This is a genomic window from Aquimarina macrocephali JAMB N27, from assembly GCF_000520995.1.
Taxonomy (GTDB): domain Bacteria; phylum Bacteroidota; class Bacteroidia; order Flavobacteriales; family Flavobacteriaceae; genus Aquimarina; species Aquimarina macrocephali.
On sequence record NZ_JACA01000012.1, the window covers coordinates 155572 to 180537 of the forward strand.

The 24966-nt window shown below is 32.6% G+C and carries 24 protein-coding genes; 11 read left to right on the top strand and 13 right to left on the bottom strand.

Translation table 11 applies throughout. The features are described from left to right. Nucleotides 1-47 precede the first annotated feature (47 nt). Nucleotides 48-2513, top strand: coding sequence for a T9SS type A sorting domain-containing protein (locus tag Z054_RS30050; protein ID WP_024769746.1), 2466 nt, complete (start codon nucleotides 48-50; stop codon nucleotides 2511-2513). A 237-nt stretch (nucleotides 2514-2750) separates the two neighbouring features. On the opposite strand, the gene Z054_RS0109010 is transcribed toward Z054_RS30050, so the two are convergent. After that, the gene (locus Z054_RS0109010) at nucleotides 2751-3674 is read right to left on the bottom strand and encodes a hypothetical protein (RefSeq protein WP_024769747.1); all 924 of its coding nucleotides are present in this window, start codon (nucleotides 3672-3674) and stop codon (nucleotides 2751-2753) included. 123 nt (nucleotides 3675-3797) lie between these two features. Here Z054_RS0109010 and Z054_RS0109015 point away from each other — a divergent pair, with 123 nt between their 5' ends. The 8 genes from Z054_RS0109015 (at nucleotide 3798) to Z054_RS30055 (ending at nucleotide 10982) form a co-directional block, all read left to right on the top strand. Beyond that, nucleotides 3798-4793 (top strand): NAD(P)H-dependent glycerol-3-phosphate dehydrogenase, encoded by a 996-nt coding sequence (locus Z054_RS0109015; RefSeq protein ID WP_024769748.1) that lies wholly within the window; start codon nucleotides 3798-3800, stop codon nucleotides 4791-4793. A 42-nt stretch (nucleotides 4794-4835) separates the two neighbouring features. After that, on the top strand, nucleotides 4836-5291 hold the full coding sequence (locus tag Z054_RS0109020) for a nuclear transport factor 2 family protein (RefSeq protein ID WP_024769749.1): 456 nt from the start codon (nucleotides 4836-4838) through the stop codon (nucleotides 5289-5291). Between the two features lie 20 nt (nucleotides 5292-5311). Beyond that, nucleotides 5312-6163, top strand: a complete 852-nt coding sequence (locus tag Z054_RS0109025; RefSeq protein WP_035091153.1) for a sulfurtransferase — start codon at nucleotides 5312-5314, stop codon at nucleotides 6161-6163. A gap of 33 nt (nucleotides 6164-6196) precedes the next feature. Then, nucleotides 6197-7303, top strand: coding sequence for a glycoside hydrolase family 3 N-terminal domain-containing protein (locus Z054_RS0109030; protein WP_084050216.1), 1107 nt, complete (start codon nucleotides 6197-6199; stop codon nucleotides 7301-7303). Between the two features lie 100 nt (nucleotides 7304-7403). Next, on the top strand, nucleotides 7404-7796 hold the full coding sequence (locus Z054_RS0109035; protein WP_024769752.1) for a DoxX family membrane protein: 393 nt from the start codon (nucleotides 7404-7406) through the stop codon (nucleotides 7794-7796). A 51-nt stretch (nucleotides 7797-7847) separates the two neighbouring features. After that, a complete protein-coding gene (locus Z054_RS0109040) occupies nucleotides 7848-8582 on the top strand; it encodes a YqjF family protein (protein WP_024769753.1) in 735 nt (244 codons plus the stop codon). Between the two features lie 25 nt (nucleotides 8583-8607). Continuing rightward, the gene (locus Z054_RS0109045; protein ID WP_024769754.1) at nucleotides 8608-9138 is read left to right on the top strand and encodes a hypothetical protein; all 531 of its coding nucleotides are present in this window, start codon (nucleotides 8608-8610) and stop codon (nucleotides 9136-9138) included. A 539-nt stretch (nucleotides 9139-9677) separates the two neighbouring features. Beyond that, nucleotides 9678-10982: a matrixin family metalloprotease gene (locus Z054_RS30055; RefSeq protein WP_024769755.1), complete on the top strand. Its 1305-nt coding sequence runs from the start codon at nucleotides 9678-9680 to the stop codon at nucleotides 10980-10982. A gap of 640 nt (nucleotides 10983-11622) precedes the next feature. On the opposite strand, the gene Z054_RS0109060 is transcribed toward Z054_RS30055, so the two are convergent. The 6 genes from Z054_RS0109060 to dprA form a co-directional block, all read right to left on the bottom strand. Next, on the bottom strand, nucleotides 11623-11823 hold the full coding sequence (locus tag Z054_RS0109060) for a hypothetical protein (protein ID WP_161635266.1): 201 nt from the start codon (nucleotides 11821-11823) through the stop codon (nucleotides 11623-11625). Further along, nucleotides 11820-12857, bottom strand: coding sequence for an ATP-binding protein (locus Z054_RS0109065; protein ID WP_024769758.1), 1038 nt, complete (start codon nucleotides 12855-12857; stop codon nucleotides 11820-11822). The genes Z054_RS0109060 and Z054_RS0109065 overlap by 4 nt, the downstream gene beginning before the upstream one ends. 59 nt (nucleotides 12858-12916) lie before the next feature. Further along, complete coding sequence (locus tag Z054_RS32575; protein WP_262482426.1) at nucleotides 12917-13045, bottom strand: hypothetical protein; 129 nt, start codon at nucleotides 13043-13045, stop codon at nucleotides 12917-12919. Nucleotides 13046-13459: 414 nt separating this feature from the next. Then, the gene (locus tag Z054_RS0109075; protein ID WP_024769759.1) at nucleotides 13460-13993 is read right to left on the bottom strand and encodes a hypothetical protein; all 534 of its coding nucleotides are present in this window, start codon (nucleotides 13991-13993) and stop codon (nucleotides 13460-13462) included. Between the two features lie 1045 nt (nucleotides 13994-15038). Continuing rightward, nucleotides 15039-15470: a hypothetical protein gene (locus Z054_RS0109085; protein ID WP_024769761.1), complete on the bottom strand. Its 432-nt coding sequence runs from the start codon at nucleotides 15468-15470 to the stop codon at nucleotides 15039-15041. A gap of 189 nt (nucleotides 15471-15659) precedes the next feature. Next, nucleotides 15660-16763, bottom strand: a complete 1104-nt coding sequence (gene dprA, locus Z054_RS0109090) for a DNA-processing protein DprA (RefSeq protein ID WP_024769762.1) — start codon at nucleotides 16761-16763, stop codon at nucleotides 15660-15662. 146 nt (nucleotides 16764-16909) lie between these two features. On the opposite strand from dprA, the gene Z054_RS0109095 reads away from it, so the two are divergent. Next, entirely contained in the window at nucleotides 16910-17905 is a 996-nt protein-coding gene (locus tag Z054_RS0109095) for an HU domain-containing protein (RefSeq protein WP_024769763.1), read from the top strand. 154 nt (nucleotides 17906-18059) lie between these two features. Continuing rightward, nucleotides 18060-18569, top strand: a complete 510-nt coding sequence (locus Z054_RS0109100) for an acyl-CoA thioesterase (protein WP_024769764.1) — start codon at nucleotides 18060-18062, stop codon at nucleotides 18567-18569. Between the two features lie 31 nt (nucleotides 18570-18600). Here Z054_RS0109100 and fabF read toward each other — a convergent pair whose 3' ends face one another. The 6 genes from fabF to Z054_RS0109130 all read right to left on the bottom strand — a co-directional run bounded on the left by fabF (nucleotide 18601) and on the right by Z054_RS0109130 (nucleotide 24954). Further along, nucleotides 18601-19848 carry a beta-ketoacyl-ACP synthase II gene (gene fabF, locus Z054_RS0109105; protein ID WP_024769765.1) on the bottom strand — a complete coding sequence of 416 codons (1248 nt, stop codon included), beginning with the start codon at nucleotides 19846-19848 and terminating at the stop codon, nucleotides 18601-18603. A gap of 50 nt (nucleotides 19849-19898) precedes the next feature. Then, nucleotides 19899-20447: a TetR/AcrR family transcriptional regulator gene (locus Z054_RS0109110; RefSeq protein WP_024769766.1), complete on the bottom strand. Its 549-nt coding sequence runs from the start codon at nucleotides 20445-20447 to the stop codon at nucleotides 19899-19901. A gap of 73 nt (nucleotides 20448-20520) precedes the next feature. Then, nucleotides 20521-21750, bottom strand: coding sequence for a murein hydrolase activator EnvC family protein (locus tag Z054_RS0109115; RefSeq protein WP_024769767.1), 1230 nt, complete (start codon nucleotides 21748-21750; stop codon nucleotides 20521-20523). Next, on the bottom strand, nucleotides 21747-22520 hold the full coding sequence (locus Z054_RS0109120; RefSeq protein ID WP_024769768.1) for a DUF4292 domain-containing protein: 774 nt from the start codon (nucleotides 22518-22520) through the stop codon (nucleotides 21747-21749). Before Z054_RS0109120 ends, Z054_RS0109115 begins: the two co-directional genes overlap by 4 nt. A 7-nt stretch (nucleotides 22521-22527) precedes the next feature. Beyond that, nucleotides 22528-23901 (bottom strand): tetratricopeptide repeat protein, encoded by a 1374-nt coding sequence (locus Z054_RS0109125; RefSeq protein ID WP_024769769.1) that lies wholly within the window; start codon nucleotides 23899-23901, stop codon nucleotides 22528-22530. Between the two features lie 36 nt (nucleotides 23902-23937). After that, complete coding sequence (locus Z054_RS0109130) at nucleotides 23938-24954, bottom strand: sugar phosphate nucleotidyltransferase (protein ID WP_024769770.1); 1017 nt, start codon at nucleotides 24952-24954, stop codon at nucleotides 23938-23940. Between the last annotated feature and the right edge of the window lie 12 nt (nucleotides 24955-24966).

Here is a 24966-nt window from a genome sequence, read left to right on the forward strand (position 1 = left end):
ATGTTAAAATCTAAATTTTATAGCTACTAACTTTTAAATATAACATCATGAAAAAATTATTTCTTTTAACCTTTATTTTCTTAAGCTCAACTCTGGCTTGGTCCCAGATTTCGCAAGAAGAAGCCTACAAAATTCTAGTAGAAAAACAAATTATTCCCGAAGGACGAAACCAATGGGTATATGGACTACAAAAACCTATTCCTCCTAATTACAAAATCCGAAGTTTCAATAAAACCATAATATCTTCGAAATTTGAATCGTGGTTGTTTTTTATTGATGAGGATCCTTATGCAAACTGGGAGCATCCAGCAAAATACATATTTTTTGATATCCGCTCTGGTGAGTTTGAGATCAAAAGAGCAACCACACCTCCTGATATAATTCATGAGATGAAGATTTTTAAAAAGTACATCGAAACCAGAGAGCGTTTTTTAGATTTTGCAAAAACAAATACTATAGCCTGTGGAACATCGAATAACAAATATGCAGTTATTATTAGTGGAGGATGGAATCAAGGAAATAATCATATTCGGTATTGGAATGATTGTTCTTTTGTATATAGTACTTTAATCAACAAGTATGGATATGATGAAGCAAATATTTATACATTAATGTCCGACGGAACCAACGCTGCAGTTGATATTTCTAATGGAACAAATTCTAATCCTGACCTAGATGGTGATGGGGACAATGATATTCAGTTTTCTGCAACAACAGCTAATATCACTTCTGTTTTTAACACGCTTTCAGGAATTTTAGATGAAGATGATGAATTATTTATTTTCACTACAGATCACGGAGGCGTAGATAGTTCTGGAGCATCGGCATGGGATACATTATTATATTTATGGGGAGAAACAATTACAGATGATCAATTTGCAATAGAAGTAAATAAGGTAAATGCCGGTAAAATCTCTATCGTTATGGAGCAATGTAATAGTGGTGGGTTTATTGATGATCTATCTGGTCCAAATAGAGTAATTGCAACTGCCGCAAGACATGATGAATTGTCATGGGCAGGACCAACTATTAATACCGATGAATTTGTTTACTATTGGACCTCGGCAATGAATGAAGCGTTGCCTTCTGGTACTGTCGTAAATCCCGATACAAACTCTGATAGTGTAATTAGTAAACGTGAAGCATTTGATTATGCAGAAGCTAATGATACTAAATCCGAAACTCCGCAATTTAATGAAATGCCTATCAACCTAGGAGATCAACTCACATTAAACGGAACAGGTGACCTTTATATTAAAGACAATCGCGCTCCTTATCATAGTGTAACCGATTCTGGTATAGAGCCTAATACTTTTAGTGGACCTATGTGGACAAGTAGAGATATTTGGGTAAGACAAGATGTGGATGGAGGTACAACTCATGAAAACCCGGAGTACAAAACAACAAGTCCTAATGGAGTATATGTACGGGTTAAAAACAGAGGATGTGCTCCAATCTCTGATGGCAAATTAAGAGTATATTTTTCTAAAGCTTCTACAGGATTATCCTGGCCAACACATTGGTCTAATTATTACGATTTTACACCAAGTGGTTCCTATGTCTTACATGGAGATGAAATTACCAACATACCTTTAAGCATCCCTACACTCAATCCTGGAGATGAAACCATTATTGAAATTCCTTGGTATCCTCCTAATCCAAATGATTTTGATTACGACATACACCATTTTTGTTTAATTGCCAGAGTAGAATCTCAGATAGATCCTATAGGTCTAGAAACAGCTTCGGTTAACAGTAATACCAAAAACAATAATAATATCGCCTGGAAAAACATCTCTGTATATGATGTAAACCCTTCTAATAATATTAACTATACAAATGTCTATATCAGAAATATTTTTAGGAAAAAAGAAGATGTTATTGACTTATATTTTATGGATGGAAATTATGGTACTTCAACCGAAAATCCTTTCCTGAGAAATGGAACCGTAATTGCAACTATGGACCCAGAACTATTCGAAAGATGGCAAAAAGAAGGAGAAGGAATTAAAATTATTGATAAAAACACCGTACAGATTTATGATTCTAAAGCAGTTATGAAAGGAATTCATCTAAAACCAGGAGAATCTTTTTCTATGCAGATGCAGTTTAAGTTAAATGATAACAAACCTTTTAGAAGACCTTTCATATTTGATGTAGTCCAAAAGAATGAAAGAGGAGTTATAGGAGGAGAACGTTTTGATATCGTATACCAGGATAAAAAGAAAAATCCAAGACAAGATATAATTACTGATGATATTTCATTATCTATATTTCCTAACCCATCAAATAAATTCTTAAACATTAGCTTTACAGCAACAAAATCAAATACTGATGTTTCTGTTTCAATACGAGATTTTGAAGGGAACATACTCATTTCGAATCATAAAAATCTTTATGATAAAGGGAGCCACATAAAACAAGTAAATATAGAATCTCTAAAAAAAGGAATTTACTTTTTGAGACTTACTATGGATGGAAAAACTATTGTGAAGAAAATTTTCAAAAGATAATTTACATTTAATTATCTACCGTTGGCTTAGAAAAAAGACTAAACTCTAAGTTAAAAATTATTAAGTCAATCCCGCTCTAGAGCGGGATTGCTTTTATATTCAAGATATTTTGAATCTCTTTTTAGTTCTTAAAAACTAGGTCAAAAAAGAAATCGCTCAAACAAGATTTCTCTTGTAGAGCGATTCCCAACTAAATAACCAACCAAAAAGTTAATATTGTTAAGTGCTACCTTACTTTTATTTTGAAAGCTTCAAAAAATCAGCTTTTTTTATTCTTTTCTTTTCATTCTGAGTCGGTTTTCCTTTCTCAGAACTCTTAAATTGTATATGTCCTCTACCTACGAATTGGTACACCGTTTCAGAGGTTGGATGAAACAATTCTATTTTACTATCATTTATAACGGACAACTCAAAGAATTCATTGCCCAGATAATCGTAATCAAGTGTTAAAGTTTTCCTATCAAAAATGTTAACGATATCATTAACCTCATAATGTCCTGTATAATCATAAAAGATATCGTCAATATGAATTCCATTTTCATCCTGAGAGCTTTTAAAATTTTCTCCAGATCCGAAATATGAGAATTTCAAATAGTTTTCGTTATCAAATTCATTCAATACTCCAAACTCACTAGTAAAGACTTTTTCCCAGGTTTCATACTCTTGCAAGAAATAATGAATATTATCATAAAATACCTGATCATAATCAAAATTATTACGTTGATATCCAATCAAGAAATAACTAGTATTCGTCACCTGATCATACACTTCTATCTGATTATCTGACAATTGAGTGATTACTAATTTATATGCACCGTCGATATCATGGCTGATATCCAGATCCATTCTAAAAGTATTATAGAAACCAACATCTAATCCATAGCCATTTCCATTGCTTCCCATATCGACTAAATTATTATTGGCATAAAACGTTCCGTTTCGGAAAGAAACTGTAAACGCTTTTTGTAAAAACGGAATCTCACCATTACCCTTTGTGCGTTCGATATCTACATACCAGATCTCATAGGTATTTAATAATTCGTTTAAAGTAATTGTTGGTTCTTCTACATAAACATCTTCTTCGATAACAACCTCTGCTACACAAGAAGTTAATAGTATTGAACTTAAAAAAATAACCGAAAGTAATTTTAGCGTTTTCATATGCTGTGTGTTTTCAATTTCATTAACTGAGAACCAAAACACGTGCCAAAATTATAATAAACTGATTATCAAGTCTTTATTTTGAGTTGTATTTTTCCTATTTTTGAACCCACAATATTTTTTATGGAAAAAAATGCAAAATTTGCAGTACTAGGAGGTGGTAGTTGGGCAACTGCCATTGTAAAAATGCTTACCGAAAACCTAAATGAAGTTGGATGGTATATGCGAAGTACCTATGCTTTAGAGCATATTAAAAGACAACAACACAATCCTAATTATTTAAGTTCGGTCGAATTTAAAGTTAAACAACTTAAACTTACCAATGATATAAATGAAGCTGTTGAGCATGCAGATTATCTGATTTTTGCTATTCCTTCTGCTTTTCTAAATAGCGAACTCAAAAAACTAACAACATCTTTAAAAGACAAGATTATTTTTTCGGCTATAAAAGGTATTGTTCCAGAGACAGGACTTATTGTAGGAGAGCATTTTCATGATCAGTATGACATCCCTTTTAATAATATTGGAGTAATTACCGGGCCATGTCATGCAGAAGAGGTTGCACTAGAACGACTATCGTATCTTACTATAGCTTCTAATGATGAAGAAAAAGCCAAAATAATGGCTAATCATTTAAGTAGCGATTATATTAAATGTAAAACCAGTGATGATATTATTGGTACCGAATATGCTGCAGTGCTCAAGAATATCTATTCTGTAGCTGCAGGTATTGCACATGGTCTTGGGTATGGTGATAATTTTCAGAGTGTTCTTATGAGTAATGCAATTCGTGAAATGAAACGTTTTATTAAAAAAGTACATAAAATGAAACGTAACATTAACGATTCTGCTTATTTGGGTGATTTATTGGTGACCGGATATTCTATTTTCTCTCGTAATCGAATGTTTGGTAATATGATCGGTAAGGGATACACAGTAAAAAGTGCCCAGATGGAAATGAGTATGATTGCCGAAGGATATTATGCTGCAAAGACTGCATATGAACTCGATGCTACAAAAGCTGCTCGAACGCCTATCATTGATGCAGTACATGCTGTATTGTATGAAAATAAAAATCCAAAAAAAGTATTTAAGAAACTAACAGATAAGCTAGATTAATTATTCTTATCTTCATGCCTCTGATTTTTTACTATACATCTTATGAAGAAGCTTATCGAAACGTTTTATACCGGATTAAGCAATCTCGATGCCGAAACCATGATATCATGTTATCACGATGATGTGGTTTTTGAAGATCCCGGTTTTGGAAAACTAAAAGGTAATCGTGCAAAAGGTATGTGGCGTATGCTATGTAAAAACGCAAGAAATTTTAAGGTCGAATTTTCACAAGTTGAAGCTAATGATCAAAAGGGATCAGCTCATTGGGAAGCATGGTATTCTTTTAGTAAAACAGGAAGATCAGTTCATAATAAGATCGATGCTCAATTCGAATTTAAAGATGGTAAAATCATAAAACACACAGATGATTTTAACTTGCATCGATGGGCTTCTCAAGCTATCGGATGGAAAGGTGCTTTGCTTGGTGGAACTGGTTTTTTTAAGAAAAAACTAATACTGCAAACCAATAAAATGCTCGATAAATTTATGGCCTCTTGATTTTGATACCTTAACCTAATATGAACACATTACAAATCACACAACCCATTGTATCAATAGACTGGCTTTCTAAGTATTTAGATCATCCAGATTTGGTGATTCTGGATGCTACAATTAAAAAAGTAACTTCTCAAGACAAATCAAAAAATTCGAATCTAAAGATTAAAGGAGCTCGATTTTTTGATATTAAAAATGTTTTTTCTGATGCAACCACCGATATTCCTAATATGCTTCCTTCTCCAGAAGCTTTCTCAGAAGCTTGCAAAGCACTTGGTATTAGTTCTCATCATACCATAGGAATCTATGATACATTAGGAATCTACTCTAGCCCAAGAGTACGATGGATGTTTAAAACCATGGGGCACCAAAACGTTGCCATATTAGATGGTGGTTTCCCGGCCTGGCAAAAAGCTGAACAACCTTGTGAAACTGAGGATACCAGCCCACAAGAATACAACCGTGGAAATTTTGAAGCCAATTACACTCCCCAATTGGTTACCAATGCTAAAACGGTACGTATAGAAATGAATTCTGAAAGTTCTCTAATACTGGATGCCCGTTCACCAGGTAGATTTACTGCATCAGAACCCGAACCCAGAGAAAGCCTTAAAGGAGGGCATATTCCAAATTCAATGAATTTACATTATACAGAAGTACTGGATGATGGTAAAATGCGATCTACGACAGAATTGCAAAAAATTCTACAGTATTTTAATATTGAAGACAAAAAACTGATCTTTACATGTGGGTCCGGCATTACTGCATGTATTATTATGCTTGCCGCAGAGCTGGCAGGATATCATAATGTATCCGTATATGATGGATCATGGAGTGAATGGGGGCAGTTGGATGGAGTTCCTATTCAATGTTAAATACAAATTAAAATATCTGCTTAATTATATTATATGAATTGTTTTTTTCGATTGATTTTTTGCATTGCTTTGTTATCGGCTAATTGTTATGCTCAAAAAGCACCAAAATTTAGCTTACAAGATTTTTATACCTATACTTCTGAATTAGAATATACAGTAGATTCTATTTTTAATACATTAAGCGATCGACAAAAGGTCGCCCAAATGATCATCACTTCTGGTGGAGAAATAGGAAAGCCAGCAGCTACAGTTCGAAAATTAGCTATGCAAAATGCTATTGGAGGTGTAGTTTATTTAAAAGGACATAAGCAAAAACATACCGAAGACATTGCTGCACTTAATGCTATTACTGCAAAAAACAAGACCATCCCGCTTCTGTTTAGCATGGATGCCGAACCTAGTTTATTCTCTAGTAGAATTAAAGGAGCCCGTAAAGTAGGTAAAACTATTGATATCAAAAATGAGGCGCAATCAGACTCTGTAGTCAACATTATCAATCAGGAACTTAGAGATATTGGTGTACACCATAATTATGCTCCTGTACTGGATGTAAGTTCTAGTAATGAAGCTATTAAATCCAGAAGTTATGGAAATAATAAAGAAGATGTAGTTCGCCTCGCGAATCAGTTTATAAAATGTTCTCAAGAAAGTGGGATCATAGCAACAGCAAAACATTTTCCAGGTCATGGTCTTGTAAAAGGAGATACCCACAAACAAAGTGTATACATAGATGGTCCTTTACAGGAAGTAGATAATTATAAAAAAATTATCGAAGATGGTGTGCTCTCTATCATGGTTGCCCACATCACTATTAAAAATAATAAGGAGTATGATACTGATGGATTACCCTCTAGTTGTTCTCGAAAAATTGTTACTGGGCTATTAAAAGAAAAAATGGGATTTAGAGGTATTATTATATCTGATGCACTTAATATCATGAAAGCCGTTACGATTTTAGACAATGCTCCCCTACTCGCTTCTAAAGCTGGTTGTGACCTGATCCTGATGCCACAAAACGAAATAAAAACAATAAATGCTATCTTGGCCGAAATGAAAACCAATCCAGCCTATAAAAAACAGGTAATGCAGTCGGTAAAGAAAATCTTACGATTAAAAGTATGTGGCGGAGTCATTAGATAGTTAGTGATTTATTGTTAATAGAAAGTATACGCCGATCATTATTGATTAGCAAACCATATATTACTTTGGACTATTTATTAGTGAATATTAAACAAAAACAATGAATCCCACATTTATTCTTCGTTTAGCAGTAGCAATTATTCTTTTAACACATAGTATACCAGGCATGTTCGACAATGGTATTAATAACTTTGGTAATTTGTTTTTAAATGAGATTGGGTTTTCTCCTTTTGGAGTATACATAGCCTGGACTATCAAATTATCACATGTTGTATGTGCTGTCCTTTTTATATTGAATAAATATCTGAAATGGTCTTCATTAATAACTATTTTAATACTCATTGCCGGTATTTTTTTAGTTCATCTCCAAGAAGGCTGGTATGTGGTAGGAGATGGAAGAAATGGAATAGAATATAATTTTTTACTAATTTGTGTACTAGTAACCATCATGTATCCTAATGGGATCTGGAAAAGAAAAAATTCTCAACTATAATTGAAATTGTAGTAACCAAATTATAGAAATAAACATATCATTTTATTAATTGTGTCAATCAAAGAACTACTAAATACGACCGAGCATCGACCCTGGAAAATCCCAAATAAAGATTGGAAATTCTACCAGGAATGGAACAATACAATATTTATTCATTGGCAAGTCGAATTATCAGAATTACAAAAATTTGTTCCAAAAGAGCTTGAAATCGATCTTTTTGAAGGAAAACCCTGGATTTCTTTGGTAGCTTTTACCATGGAAAAAATTAGACCTAAAAACCTGCCGGCATTTCCTCCAATCTCTAATTTTGATGAAATTAACATCAGAACATATGTCAAGTCTAATACAAAAACGGGAGTTTATTTTCTAAGTATAGAAGGAGGAACAAATTTATCCTGTAAAATAGCGAAGAAAATTTCTGAATTGCCATATCGGTATTCAAAAATAAAACGAAGCGAAAATCAATATCTATCCACAAATCCAGAGTTTAAAGATGAACTAGATATCCAATTTTCTATTGGAGAAGAAATTACAGATAAAAGCGCTCTCGACAAATGGCTTACAGAAAGGTATGCTTTGTTTCAAGATACAGAGAAGTCAATTAATGAATTTGAGATTCATCACCTGGAGTGGCCAATACGAAAAATTGAGGTTACTAACCTAAAGGTAAACTACACAAGATTTGATAAACTAATCAAAGGTAAGCCCGACAAAATCCAATATTCAAAAGGAGTAAACGTAATTGCTTGGGGGAAGAACAAAAAAGAAAGAATTATACTATCATAAATACTAGTTTTTATACGCCATTACTATGAGAATCATTTTACTGTTTATAGGAATACTAACCATTCCTTTTATAGGGATTTCTCAGAATACAGAAGAGCTAATCCAAAAAATAAGAACTGAATTTCAACGTATTAATTCAAATCATCAACTCGAAAAAGTAGACCTGTACAATCTGGAATTTATGGTTCAAACGAGAGATGATGGTGCTCAACTTACTGGGTATTTTGAGAATGATCAATTGGTAAAATGTACAGAATGGATTGGTCTCCATCATGGATTCATAGTAACAGAGTATTACCTAAAGGAAGGCAAACTGTTTTTTGCCTATGAACAAGAAAATAAGTTTAAAAGTGTTTATGACGAATCTGGTGAATGGATGTCTTTTGATACTTCTTTGCCACCAGAAACCATATTCGAAGGTCGCTACTATTTTAATAACTCCAGACTCATAAAAGAACTTAAAAAGGGAGAGCGTATCTTTAATAGAGTTTTTGAGCCATCAAAAATTTTAGAACGTGTAGATCTAATGATTGATATATTAAGAAAAAACAGATAAAAACATAGCATTCTATTATACTAGTCTTCTCCTAAATTAGATCCAACTATTTTTAAGGTAAAACCAGAAGGGTTTACACAAAAAACCCTAAATTTAAGGTATCAAAGTGAGCACGGTAAAAGTAATAACCTTGTGAAACTTAACAATTATCAATATTAACCAACAGAAAATTATGAAAACACTCACACAGAGAACCTTATTGTTACTCACACCGTAAGTATACAATTCTCAATTTCGCGATAACAAATTCTAGTCGGTATCCAAGCTATTTTACGACTCTTAAGTCTCATTAGCTATGTACTCCAAAAGCTCAAATACCCTATTAAACAAGAGGAAATATATTGATCCTATTACAAGTGGTGGTACACAGCATATATTACTAAAGAGAACTTGATTTTCTTTAACCAAATTTAAAGAACAAAATAGGCTTCGCAATAACAAAAAACACTTCACTACCCCTAGAGCTATTAATCACAAGGAGAAAAATTTGACCCGAACACTCCATAACAAAGTAAGGCAAAAACTAAAACTCACACAAAATGAAAAAACTATTTATTTTAAGTCTGTTGTTCACTATTCTCATTGGATGCTCTGAAGAGGATTATCTGGTAGAAAACGAAAGTTTATCACAAAATGATTCTGTGCTCAAAACCTTGAAGAACTGGGGGTTTTCAGATGATCAAATCGAAGATAAAGGAACCTATTATTTGGTAGATGGAGATATGGTTTTTTATAAAAATAAAAAATACCATGCTCCTAAAAAATCCAACACCAAACAAAGAGAACATCCTAATTCTGTGTCGATTAACAATATCAATGTGTTTATAAATCCCAATATGAATTTAAATTGGAGAAATGCTTCTATAAGTGCAATTGGCCGGTGGAATGCTGTTAGTTCAGGTTTGTTTCTTAATATAACTACAACAACTGCCAATGCTCATATCCAGATCATGTACGACTCACAAGACCCAAGTGTTAATTTAGCTTCCAATGTTTTTGGAAGAGGAACATTTCCAACAACCAACGGTTTGCCTGGAGTAAGAATCTGGGTGAATCCAGATTTTAATGCATGTAGTGGGGCTATCACACAGAATATGAGAATTTCTAACGTACAACATGAACTAGGTCATAATTTAGGTATCATGCACACCAATCAATCTTCGGCGATCCTGATCCCAGGCACACCAAGTTCAGATGCTCAATCTGTAATGAACGGCGGTAAAGCATGCTCAATTAACAACTTTAGTGCTGGAGATTTTTTAGCAATAAAATACTTATTCCCTCCTCTCACTTTAGCCGGATCATCGCTAATATGTAACACTTCTACAGTGACTTATAATGTGGGTAGTTCGACTATTCCTATAAACTGGACAACCTCATCAAATCTTCAAATCTTATCCTCATCAAATAGCAGTATTACGGTAAGGCCTGTAAATAGTTCGTTTAATGGGACAGGATTTATTCAAGCCGCTTTACCGTCACATACGGTACGTAGAAATATTTGGGTAGGAGAAGCTGTCGTAGATATGATCGAATTCGAAAATGGTATAGGTGAGATCGGTTATTATTGTTCTAGTCACACTGGTAATACCTATAGTATTTTTCCAAGATTATCAGGTACAACACATCAAATAAGGTTACGTAGATATCCTAACTTATCTATTGTATACAGCCCATCAACTAATTACTCAGGAGATTCTGGAACATTAAATTATACTCCAACTCCTGGCTGGTATCTTTTTGAGGTAAAAAGAACGAACTCTTGTGGTATTGCAGAATGGTTTGGCACCGAAGTCGAGTTTGTAGATTGCTCGAATGGCGGCGGTGGCGGTGAGGAATTTTAATTTCTCAATATTCCTAACTCACTTATAGAAACCATAACTATTGTAAAACTCGTTGTGCATTTTAAAACTAATAATATAAAAAAGCGTCAATTCGAGTAATTTTTCATAGTGAAACGAAGAAAAATTGTATCGAGAATAGCTTTTTTAAATAAAAATTCCCTGGAGGTATGACATTACTTCCGGGGAATTAATTTAATCAACTGTTGTTGTTTTACAGAAAGATTCTCAACAGCATAAATAGTAGCATTAAAAACAGATTGTTTTCCTCAATTGTATAGCTTTCTAAATTGAACTTATACAGATTTTTGTATTGCGTTCCTAATCAAAAAGAAGTTTATAGATTTCTTTTATTTACTCTTACTCTCCAATTTTGGTTTAATGAAATATTTATAGATATAGAAAATATCAAATAGGAGTAAAGCAATGAGAAATATACCTTCTTCATTTCCTATACAAGGAGGACAATAATCGTCACCTCTACATTGACCACAGCTAGGAGCTAAAACATACGCAATAAAAAGGCCAATGAAATTAGTAATTATAAAAATTAGTATTTTTCTCATAAGTAATAAATATTTTAATTCCCCCTAAACTTATTCATATAAGTATTTTTAATATATCTATATCGTTTTATTAAACTTTAATAAAATTCTGGTTGTTCTTCGTCAAATTTTCTATCATCAATTTCTCTAACAATCCTTTGACGATTTTGTTCCAAATCATCCATAAATCTTTTGTTTTTTTCTGTCGGGTTCTGTCGATGATTATTAAATGCCATGCGGTATTCTTTTCGCGCATCAATTTCCATTTTATTAAGTTCTCCTATTTTTAGAGTTTTCAAATCCATCTTTTAAGTATACTATCTAATTGATTTTCTCTGGTTGAACCAATCTCTTTTTGATGGTCCGACATCAAAATATTTTCCTTTCGACTACTAAATAACCCTACAGGATTAACAGAAGCTATTGGACCACTGAAGTCTAATTTATATTCAGATAATTTTAATGGAGACCTCTTTCCTCCAAAAGTCAATATCAAATCCATTTCGTAATTATGATTATCGCCTAGTTGTTCCAAATCGAAAATTAATCTTTGTGTGTTTCTATCTGGAGCTCCAAAATGAAGAATATCATTGAAGTCTTTATGAACGTACATATGTCCATCAAGAATGTAATGTTGACTTGTATCTTGGTCTAAACTTCCTGCAAAGATTGATTGTCCACACATTAATCTGTAGGTTAAATTATGTGCATTTTGCAATTCTGAAAAATTGAACATGTAGATTGATATATCCAAATAACTTTGACCTGTAGGAAGTAAACCAAATCTATCTAAATTAATATACCCTTCAATATTAGGGTAGCTTATTTTTTTAAATAGAGCTTCAACTAGATAGTGAGGAGCTGGTTTGGTTTGACCATCCAAACGAGCCCAATAAGTGTTTTTAAATTGATGAGGGCTATAATTACTAATTTGTGTCTCAAATATATATAAGTAACTACCAGAATGTTCAATTATTTGGACATTTATATTAATAGGAAGAGGTGTAATAGAATCTGAAATTCTACTAATTAATATATCCTTTTCAATTAATACTGTTACAGGTGACAATGCTCCTTGAAAAATTGTTCTATCATCTGCCTTTTTTCCAAGAGGAGCTCCCCAAATGAGAATTCCACCATTAGAATTCAGAAAAGCACAAATTCCACGAATAACTCCTTCCTGATTTTTTTTTAAGTTCCCAAATGTTGAATGGAATGCTTTAAATTCGATCTTATCAGATTCTTCTTTTTCTTGAACGAAGAAGTTAACAATATCTTGATAAACTAAATCGTTTAGATATTTTCCAAAATATTGTTGTGAGTAGTTTATCATAATATACTTTATAGATGAAATAAGGATTATATCATTATTTGATTAGACTTTTCGTTAGACTACTTTTTTGTTGATTTTGAAGGTTTTAAACTTGGTGTGTTTCCTGGAGTATTTTTATTATCTCTTTGTCGTCTATCTGGTTTTCCTGTAGATATTGCTTTTCTTTTAGGTCCTGGTTTAAGTGCCATAATTTTACTCTTTTTTTATAATATTTTACTGAATTTTTCAGTCTACAATATCTACAAACTATTTATAGAATTATTGCGGTTTTCCACAGGAATGCTTTTTATTGCTTGTAGGATTTTCATTCTATGCTTTAATTTCTATAAAAAATAAAAAACCCATACCCGGAGCTGATCCAGGTATGGGGGTAATTAGTTTTTTACGTTGGTTCTAAGATAGAAATTTTTATTTAATCTCCCTTAGCTTTTCATTTCTGTTTTTCTGTACTTTTTGCAATACGCTTTGTCTAAATCTTGATGTGTTTTTTGTAATCTGCCTTTCGCATATTAAATTTTGAGAAGGAATGCTAAAGGGAGCATATCCAAACAACATAATAGTTCATTTAAGTGTTATTTGGTAAACTTAGAAAATGAACCGCTTTATTGAACTTTTAGTTTGTGCGCGTCAATCCATTTACACACACGGTAAAATGTTGTTTTTGAAAATCCAAATTGACTACAGATTCCTTCTATATTTTCTAAAGGATGGTTTTCTAAATACTTTTTGACCTGAATTGTTTTTTCTATCGATTTATTCATAGGTCTTTTCGGTCTCCCTTTTGTTTTTATTTGATTATTATATTTTTCTTTTTGAAGCTCTTTTAATTTAAAAATCACATCATCCTGTGTTAGTGATTCCATTCCGAATTTTGTTTTTAAAACCCTAAAAGGAATTGACATAATTTCATTTCGCTTATATTGTTTAATATAGTTATATAGATAAATAGATACATCAAATTTTTTATAATCCTGTATTATAACTGTATTTTCAATTAACCCAATAATTCGTGTTTTGTTTTTTACTCTGCTTGAAATACTATCATTTTTCACTAAAAACTCCGCAAGTTCTTCAATTTCTTTATCAGAAGCTATTCGTGTTTCGAAACCATATTTTTCTTTTAAAGAATTTTTCATAATTATTTTGTTGTACTTATAATGATAAATTTAATGAAACCAAAGATGCAGAGCTTTGTAATTTAAAAGGAGTATTATTACAAAAAAAATATCTCCTCTTGACTATATAGAGCAGGTGTAATTATTTGAAATTAACAGAGGAGTAAAAACTGATTTGTTGAATTATCAATTAGATAACTTAATTGACGAGAATAGAATTTTTGGAAAAGAAAATAATTGATACGGATAATCAGCTAAATAATCTTTTAAAGCACAAAAACGGATCAAAATTTACCTGATAATTCAACTAATAAATCAAAATTTTAGCACCTTTATTATTTGTCAAAAACAATAAAGGTGTTGTTGTTTTTATTATCATTCTTTCTGAATCGAGAGAGAAAAACTTCCTTCCAACAGACAAAATAACCTCCTTATGGAAAAAATAAAAACTAGAAGAGACAGAAAGGTTCAGAAAAGGAAATTGTTGAAATGCAAAATATTTCATCCCGTAGAAACTCAAATATATATAGCAATGAGATTGTACGGGATGAAATAATTCGCCTGTATGTGGAATAATTCCTGTTTTACTTATAGGTGTTTTTTTTATTTTTTTCTTGAGATCTTTTCAAAATTTACACATTAATTAATTTAATATATCCAGAGTATTTTGTAGATAATTATCTAATTGGTAAAATTATGGTTTTACCGTATAAAAAACGTGGTTTTTATCTATTTTAAATAATTGATTAATAGTGTTTTATGTTATTATTTGTTGAAATAAAATCCAAATCTGACGTTTCCCTTCTTAATTTTTTGTTAAAAAATCGAGAAAAAGCCCATTTTTAAGGAAAAAAAGAGGCGAAATTACACCTAAATTAGCAGAAATCCCATAGTCGGTTTGTAGAAACTTATCTATATTTTTACTTGTAAATCAATACGTTACATTTAACAAATTGAATTCATCATATATTATAACCCTAAAAAAATAACATTATGAGAAATGTATCATTTTTTTTTAAAGCTATTTGTGTATTTTTATTTGCGGTGATTTTAACAAATTGCAGTTCTACAGATTTAAAAGAAGAAGTAGGTTACTTCTATTTTGCCTAAATTCAAAAAAACTCATATTTACCAGAGTATAGTCAGGATTAGAGAGGAGAAAACTTTCTTCTTTAATTAAACCCGCAAATACTTGTTTATCCAAATCTTTCTTAAAATATATGGACAGAGAATCTACTTCACAATCAGAATCAATTATACTAGAGTAAGAATGGTTTTCGTTTATAATTAAAATTGATCCTGGATTAACTTCTATTGGAACTTTATCTATAATATATCTTTCTGATCCTTTTAAGGTTGCTTTTAAAGATAGTGGTCCTTTTTTATCTATATAAGCAATAGATTTACTTTTTGCTTGTAATAAAATATTTTGCTCCCACAAATTATTATAAAAAGAACCTGTACTAGCATTTGGATCCGGGAATTGAGTACAGAGCATTATTCTATATACTTTTTATCTAATAAATATAGCCATATTTCTGAATACCTATAAACTAATATTTATTATTTTAAGATATAACTCCAAATCGTTTATTTGATAATCATTTCTCGTCACAAAACATGGTTACATTCCCAACACAAGTGAAAAAATCATAAAAGAGTTATTAGATGTTATACCATAGATTGATCAGACTGCCTCAAATAATTTTCCTGGCAGAGGTTTCACAACTCCTTTTAGCTCCATATTAAGTAAGACAGAAGCCGTTTTAAATGTAGGGATTTGGCATTGTAAGGCTATGACGTCTAACAGCTCTTTTCCGTTATTGGTTAAAAAATTATAGATTTTCTTTTCTTGCTCATCTAACTCTACAAATAGTTTTTTCTGTACGGCAGGTTGTTCATTTTCATCAAGTTTCCAATTAAGCATATACATTAGATCAGCAGCACTGGTAAGCATATGGGCACGCTGGGTCTTTATCAACATATTACATCCCTTGCTTAAAGGATCATGTGCTCTACCTGGTACTGCAAATACATCCCGATTATAGGAATTAGCAATATCTGCAGTTACTAAAGAGCCACCTTTATCAGCACTCTCGATAACAACAGTTGCCTCACTAAGTCCTGCAATAATCCGATTACGGCCAAGAAAATTTTTGCGATCAAAAGTGTCTGTGCTCCAAAAATCTGTGAAAAACCCACCATTTTCCTCGATCTGAGCAACATACTTCTTATGAGCTTTAGGATAAATTTGATTTAAACCATGCGCCAGACAACCTACAGTTTGCAAATTATGCTTGACCGCTGCGCGTTGTGCTGTGATATCTACACCATAGGCAAAACCAGATACAATAACTGGGTTTACAGGAGCCAGTGTTTCTATCAATTCTTCACAAAACTGTACTCCATAACGAGTCACCTGACGAGTACCTACAATGCTTATGATTTTCTTGTGTCGAAGATCAATATTTCCCGAACTAAACAATACCACCGGACTATCAACACAATGTTTCAACCTTTCTGGATAATCTTGTTGATCATACACCAGGCAATTGATATTATTTTCCTGTACAAATCGTAGTTCGTTTTCTGCAGTTTTTCGATATTCAGGATTATGCAAATCTTTGATTTTCATTTTTCCTATTCCGTCAATTTTGAGCAGATTATTTGTTTTTTCGGTAAGTACTGCTTCTGCATCACCTACTTCACGTATTAATTTTTTGATAGAACTATCCCCAAGATTGGTTACTTTTTTAAGGGTGAGTAAAGCCAGAAGTTTTTCGATGGTCATGTAATAAATTGTAAGTCAGTGCAAGAAACAAAAAAAAACGAAACTGTTAATAAATTCAGCAGCTAGAGTTTAAATGACCTCCATTTTTTTATACCTTTGGGATAATTAATTTTCACTAACAAAGAAAGCATATTTTAAAAGGGGTAATGAATAACACAGCTAACTACATAAGCGAATTATTATATAGATATGAATGCATAATCTTACCAGGTTTTGGAGCATTTTTGACCAGACGTCAACCTGCTACAATCCAAGATGGTACTAATGCATTTTATCCTCCTCAAAAATTAATTTCTTTTAATAGTCAATTGAAAAACAATGACGGCTTGTTAGCTAATTATATTTCATCTGCAGAAAACATCTCATATACAGATGCTGTTGCCAAAATCCAACGTTATGTTTTGTCTCTTAATGAAAAGATGGCAAACGGACAACGTATAGAATTAGAGAAAATTGGTTCTTTCTATACTTCTGTAGAAAACACATTACAATTTGAACCTTTACAAGAGGTAAACTATCTTACAGAAGCTTTTGGTTTACACTCTTTTGCATCTCCTGTAATTAAAAGGAATGTTGAGATCAAGCGCGAAGTATATAAAGAGAATGTAGAAGCTATTGAGAAAGTAATCCCGCTTACATTTACTCCAGAAAAACGTCGTGAACGTCCCTATTTGCAGTATGCAGCTGTTGCAGCAATCGTATTGGGAATTGGTGGGTTTTTTGGTTTGAAACAAGTTAGTGATACTAATGTAAGTTATAATAATAAGGAATGGCAAAAAGCCAATCAAGAAATTGAAAATAGAATACAGGAGGCTACTTTTGAAATTTCAAACCCGCTCCCTGCTATTAATCTTACTATTACAAAAGGTAAAGAAGATAACACTTCAACTCCTGAAATATCTAAAACTGTATCAGGAAATTTTCATATTGTAGCCGGTGCTTTTAGAATTGCATCTAATGCAGATAGCAAAGTACAAAAACTTAAAAATCAGGGATTTAATGCTCATCTTATTGGAGTAAACAGATATGGTTTACATCAGGTAGCATATGAAAGTTATGAAAATCGTTCTGAAGCGATACAAGCTTTAGCCAGAATTAAAAGAGAACAAAGCCCTAAAGCCTGGTTATTGATTAAAAAGTAATCCAAAAATCATACTACAATTATATAGTGTAAGTATTCTGTCGCGACCGCAATAGAATACTTTAAGATGAAGTTTAAATACTCATGAATTAATACCATTTATAATTTTCTCATTATGGTATTACCGCATATCTTTGCAAAAAATTTAAAATTGCATGGAATCCAGACATCCTTCAGAATCTCTTACTACTTTAACCGATTTGGTACTAACAGGAGAAACCAACCCTTTAAATAACTTATTTGGAGGAGAACTTTTAGCTCGTATGGATCGTGCAGCAGGAATTGCAGCAGGTAGACATTCTCGACGAATTGTGGTAACTGCTTCTGTAAATCATGTTGCTTTTAATAAGGCTATCCCACTAGGTAGTGTTGTAACCGTTGAAGCAAAAGTTTCCAGAGCTTTTAGATCTTCGATGGAAGTATATATAGATGTTTGGGTAGAAGATCGCCAGAGTGGAGATAAAACTAAAGCCAATGAGGCTATCTACACTTTTGTTGCTGTAAATGAAAGCGGAAACCCAGTAGCCGTACCTTCAATAACCCCAGAGACAGAGCTCGAAAAACAAAGGTATGATGCCGCTTTACGCCGTAAACAATTGAGTCTGGTTCTAGCAGGAAAAATGAAGCCTAGTGATGCTACAGAACTAAAAGCTTTATTTGTATAGATTGCTCAAAATTACTCCTTGTTAAAGGATATCAGATCTTTTTAAATATTACTATTGCATTATGACCTCCAAAACCAAATGTGTTATTCATAGCAATATTTACAGTTCCTGTTATAGCTTCTTTTGTAATAATATTTAGCTTTTTTGGAATTTCATTCGCAATAGTATTTGTATTAATGGTCGGTGGAATAATCCCTTCATTAATTGCTTTAATGCATAATATGCTTTCGATTGCACCAGCGGCACCAAGTAAATGACCAGTCATAGATTTGGTTGCACTGATTTTAAGATTTTTGGGTGCGTTTCCGTAAATTTTTGTGATTGCTTTGATCTCACTTAAATCTCCAACAGGAGTTGAGGTAGCATGCGTATTTAAATAATCGACTTCTTCAGGGTTAATTTGTGCTTCATTCAAAGCAAGCTCTATAGCTTTTGCTGCTCCAAGCCCCTCTGGATGTGTTGCTGTCATGTGATATGCATCAGCTGTCATTGAAGCACCTATGATTTCGGCATAAATTTTAGCTCCTCTTTTTTTAGCATGATCAAAATCTTCTATCACTAGTGCTCCTGCTCCTTCTCCCATAACGAAACCATCTCTTTCGCTATCAAAAGGCTTTGAAGCTTCACTTGGGTTATCATTTCTGGTAGACATTGCTCTCATTGCATTAAATCCACCTATAGAAGCTTCTGTTATTGGTGCTTCAGATCCGCCGGTTATAAATATTTTTGCCTTCCCAAATTTTATGTAGTTGTAGGCATCCATTATGGCCGAATTTGAGGTAGCACAAGCAGAAACCGTAGTATAATTAATCCCCATTAGTTTAAATTTCATAGAAATCATTCCTGAAGCCATATTCGATATTAATTTAGGTACAAAAAATGGATTAAACCGAGGGGTATTACTATTTGCAATATACCCTTTCACTTCTTCTTCAAAAGTATTCATACCTCCTTGTCCTGTACCCCAAATCACTCCAATATCGAAAGGAGATATTGAGTTTATATCAATTTTAGAATCTTCAAATGCCTCTGTTGCTGCATATAATGCATATTGAGTAAATAAGTCGCTTTTTCTAATTTCATTTCGTTCCAAGTATTTTTGTGGATCAAACCCTTTAACTTCACAAGCAAACTGAGTTTTAAATAAAGATGGATCAAATTTCAAAATTCTTGCAGCTCCACTTTTAGCATTAATCGCATTATACCAAAATTCTTCTACAGAATTCCCAAGAGGGGTTATAGCGCCTAAACCGGTGATTACAACTCTTTTTTCTTTCATATCAATACAAATTATACTTACTAATAAGTAAGTTTAAATGGTTAAAAAAATTATATACTCTTCAATATTGAAGCTTTAACAGATTTTAAAATATTTTTCTGAATGACTTTATCAAGGATGAGGGATGAAAGTAAAGCTGCAATAACCACATCGGTTTTTTCATCGGCCGTCTCAGTAAAATTAAATTCCTTCTTTTTAAGACCTTCGTTAAGTACGTCTTGCATCCAACCACGAATTTCCTCACTCATCTTTGTTAGTGAAATCTGCATATTTTCTGGCAAAGATTCATAAGAAGAACCCAATGCTCCTACCAAACAAACTAAGTTAAGCGATTGGTTTTTCTCATAAAGAGCAATAAAATTCTTTAGTTTCTCTTTTGGTAAACATTGTTCCCATTCTATATATTTTTTCTTAAACGCATTTCTTGTTTTAAGAATAATTTCTTCTCCCAGGTCTGACTTTTTCGGAAAATGATAATGTACCGCAGCATTCTTTATTTGTAATGGCACAGATATATCCTTATAACTAAAAGCATTATATCCTTTAGTTCTGATTAGCTTTTCTGCCAGATCCATTATTTCTATTCTTTTATCAGACATAATTTACAAATATACTTACTAATAAGTAAGCAAACAAGAAGTGAAGATATAAAAATCGTTTCTACCTGATTACCTACATCTTGTAAACCCAACTTTGCGGATTTAATCGTTTTGCATTTTGATAGATTAAGAACTTCATAATCGTTCTACCAGTCGTTGGGTTGGTACGTACCTCACCTATTGCTTGTTTGGTAGTTACCTTTTGACCCTCTTTAACACTAATATTCTCGATATTATAATAGGTAGTAATATAATTACCGTGACGAATCTGCACCAAACGACTCGCTCCTTTTAGTTTTTGAATAGCAATAACCTCTCCTTCAAAAATAGCTCGTGCACGTTCTCCTGATCTCGTTTCAATTTCTACCCCACTACTATTGATTTGTATATTCGGGAGCGTAGGGTGAGGCTGACGGCCAAATTTCTTTGTTATTCTTCCGGTTCCAACAGGCCAAGGTAATTTTCCTTTATTAGATGTAAAATTATCGGCTAATATTTTGGCTTCGGCAGTAAGGGCAAATGTTGTTGCAGATCCTTTTTTGGTTACTTTTTTACCTGCTTTTTTATTGGCTTTAGCTATGGCTTCCCTAATCAACTTCTCAATTGCTTTATCAATTGCACTGGCTTGTTGTTCTTTTACCTTGATTTGCTTGGTATAGGTTCCTTGTTTTTTCCGAATAGAAGACATCAAAATTTGTTGCTCCTTTTTCTCTTCTTTAAGCTTACTCTGTTCCTCACGATTCTCTTCGATCAGTACTTGTTTTTCTTTTTTGTCCCTCGACAGATTTGTATTTAAAACCTGAAGTGCCCTGGTATCGTTTTCTATTCGTCCTGCCTGTTCTTTACGATGTTCATTATATTGTTTCATATACTGTAATCGCTTATAGGCTTGAGAAAAATCAGAAGAAGAAAGTAAAAACATAATTCTACTTTGGTGCGATTTACTCTTATAGGATTTTGTAATCATCTTAGCATAATCCTTTTTAAGTGCTGTAAGTTCCTTACGGTACGCTTCTATTTTTTTAAAATTCGTATTGATCTCTCTGGTCAATAAATTAGCTTGTTGATTGGTAACTTTTATTAGATTTTTACGCGTCCCTATTTGTGAGTTGATAGTTTCTACTTCATAAAGAACAGAACGCTCTTTACGTTTGTTATTAGCACGTAGCTCTTTCATTTGTTCAATCTCTTCTCTAAGTCGTTGGCGCTCTTCTTCAAGTTGCTGTTGTTTGCTACTTTGAGAAAAAACTGGACTACAGATTACTAATAAACCTACGAAAAATATACCCTTTAAAAACCTCATTGAATAGTGACTTGCTTATACCCTGATGGTATTTTAAACGGAAAACTCACCTTAGCATTGTAATCTACCGTTTTATAATCTATCCCAATCATGGTTTTTTCTTTATCCTGCAATGCTTCAATATAAATTTCTTTAGGAAAATCTTGATTTCCTACTTTTTGATAGCTTTGATAATTAATTGTTAGATCTCTATTTTCTATAGGTTGTTTTAATCGTTGCGAGGACATTTTAAAGGTATCTGGGTGTATTAAAAACAATCGCTCAAAAAGTGCCAATTCTGTTTTAGGTTGTAATCGATATACTTTTCCAGTTATCGAAAATTTATATTTATCGTCCCTTAAGTTAAACAACGCTTGTCCTAAAAGCATCTGTTGTACTTTATTATAATCCAGGTCTGTACCCAACCAATCGCTTAGCAGTTTAAAATCTCCTTCGAAATAGGTGTTATTAATTTTCTCGTAATAGCTTACTTTTTCTGGTGTTATTAGTGCCTTTGCCAATGTAATGCCCAACATCTTTACGCTAACCCAAATGGTTTTATCTTTTTCGATTCGCAGCGTAGCATTAGGGCTATAAGATTGTTTACCATTATCGTATTTTACTTTTATACGAGTATTAAGTGTTTTAAAATTAAAAGATCGATTATAGTGATTTGCAATTACTTTTTCTGCATTTAGTTTTTTAATGCCAGACGTACTTATCGCCTTGGTTCCCTTACAAGAATTAAGCATCATCATAGCAATGCACAATAGATAAAATATTCTGTTCATTACCCGCTTACGATTTTTTCTGAAGTTGATTTGCTTTTTGTTGATATTCTGAGGCTTTTGTAGTGTTTCCCAAGTTGCGATATGCCTCACTTATTTGTTGATAAAAGTCTGATTCCATCTTTAGATCATCTATCACATAATCTATACCTATATTTAGAATTTCAACAGCTTCTGCCGCTTTTTCGAGATGAATCAATGCAACGCCATTGGCCAAATAGAAAATAGGTTGTGCAGGATACATTTCTAAAGCTAATTCGCTTCCTGTCTCTACTTTTTCATATCGCTTTAAGTCTAGTTGTAATAATAAGATCCTTTTTAGCAATACAAAATCATTGACATTACTTTTTATTCCTCGTTCATAAAAATTGAGCGCTTGCTCTTTTTTGTCTTTTTTATAATAATAATGACCTAATTCTGTAAAAGCTTTTCCATTATTTTGACCATTAGAGAGTAATGTAACAATACTCGTTAATTGAGATTCGTATTGTGGGTTCTTATCTAGAAACGGTAAAAAATCATTAATTACTTTATATTTTGATTCAATGTCTATTTTATTACTTTTTAAAGCAATTTTCATTGAATTGATGGCTTCTTCAATATTATTTTCTTCAAGATAAAACTTATATAGTGCTAGATGTACAAATTCTGATTTTGGCTTTTTCTTCAATAGTAATTTAGCCGTTTCAAATGCTTTCTCTTTTTGATTATCCTTACTATAAAGATAGATCAGGTTTAAATAATTCTGTTCTACTTTAGGTTTTTCTTTTATCTTTTTCTCTAGTCTACTAATTTGACCATTTGGATTAATAATTTTTGAAGAGATCCTTTTTCGTAATCGATTGCGATATTCATCAGTTCCAAATTCATCATCTAGTTCATCAAGAACGATTAATGCTTCTTCATATCGTTTTTCTAGAAAGTATAAATTTGCTAATTGCTCTTTGAACATAGGGTTAAATGCGACCAATTTTTCGACTACTCCTATTGATTCTTGATATTTTCGTTGTTGGAAATAAACTTCAAACATAAGTTCGAGAATAAACCTATTATTAGGTTTACCATCTAATACTTTTACGAAATTATCTTCTGCACTCTGAAATCGTTTTAGTTCTAAATAATTCTTACCTAATTCTAGGTATAAAAAATCTGGTTTTGGATCAATCGCGATACATTTCTCCAGGGCTTCAATTGCCTTATCGTAATTGGTAATCGCTTTTTGTTTTAAAGCTTCAAAAAAGTTCTCTTGAAATTCGTCAGAAACATTTCCAAGGTCGTCAATATTTATCTCTTGTTTAGGCTCTATATCCTGAGATAAGACCGCATTATTTCCACTCCATAAGAATAGACATAAAAGACATATATGTTTCCAATAGTTAATCATAAATCGTGTTCTACAATACTGGTATTGCATCATAAATTATTCCAAAACAGAATAGTCTCCAATACTTACTGTAGTGAAGTTTCCGTCATAAACAGCATTGTTTCCTATCATAGCATTGTCTAAGGTAGCATTTTTTATGACAGTTTTGGTCTGAATCAGACTATTTTTGATTGTAGCATTCTCAATTGTACACCCTTTTCCTATCGAAACATTAGGTCCAATAGTAGCATTTTTTAACGTTACTCCTTCACCCAAATAGCATGGAGCAATAACCGTTGAGTTTTCTTGAGTAATTTCATTGCTAACTAAATGTTCTCCATCTTTTTGTAAAAACCCTAGCATTCTGGTATTTGTTTCAACAGTAACATTTTTGTTTCCGCAATCCATCCATTCATCTACCTGTCCGGTTACGAATACTTTTCCATTACTCATCATTCTTTTAATACCATCATTTATTTGGTATTCTCCTCCATTAATAATGTTATTATCCAGAACATATTGCAATTCGTTTTTAAGAACTGCCACATCTTTAAAATAATATATACCTATTACCGCCAGATCTGATACAAACTCTTTAGGCTTTTCTACCAATTCTACAATCTCGCTTTTATCATTTAGTTTTACGACACCATAGGCTTCGGGTTGATCTACTTGCTTCACCCAAATTACAGAGTCTGCATTTTTATCGAGATTAAAATCCGCTCTGATTAATGTATCTGCATAAGCAATTACTGCAGGTCCAGACAAAGATTCTTTGGCACACATAATGGCATGTCCTGTCCCCAAGGGTTGATCTTGTCTATAAATAGATGCTTTTGCTCCCAGGCTTTCTGCCAATGTCGTTAAACTTTCTACCACATCATCTCCAAAAAACGCAGGGTCACCCAATATAAAGGCTATCTCCTCAACTGGTTCTCCTAAAACTTTAGCAATATCAGATACTAACCGATGTACAATTGGTTTTCCGGCAACCGGAATTAATGGTTTAGGAATTGTAAGTGTATGAGGTCGTAATCTCGATCCTCTTCCTGCCATTGGTACTATGATTTTCACACGTTTAAATTT